The organism is Bacillus sp. SIMBA_026, assembly GCF_046535335.1.
Lineage (GTDB): Bacteria > Bacillota > Bacilli > Bacillales > Bacillaceae > Bacillus > Bacillus velezensis.
In genome coordinates, this window is sequence record NZ_JAWRWX010000372.1 from 1 (window position 1) to 248 (window position 248).

General features: G+C 58.1%; 1 protein-coding gene. It reads left to right on the forward strand.

Annotated elements, in window-relative coordinates:
* Nucleotides 1–248 (forward strand): hypothetical protein (locus tag SB847_RS21855; protein WP_410578813.1); only part of this gene is annotated, 248 nt, incomplete at both ends.

Genomic DNA, 248 nt, shown 5'->3' on the forward strand with positions numbered 1-248 from the left:
GCAAAAACTGTTTGGGGTATTCCGGCGTACGGTTATCGCAACTGAGTCGGATGACGAGGTATCGCCGCTTGCGTTGGTGGCCCGCACACTGCAGGAGTTGTTAAGTTCTCCAGGAATGGCGCAGCAGCCGACGGAGGTGGCGGACGCCTTTATCGGATTGATCGAAGCTTCAGTAGACCGAGGCGAACATGACGACGGAGACACCGGCCCGGACGACAGCGATGCGAAGGCGTTGTGGTTACGCATAG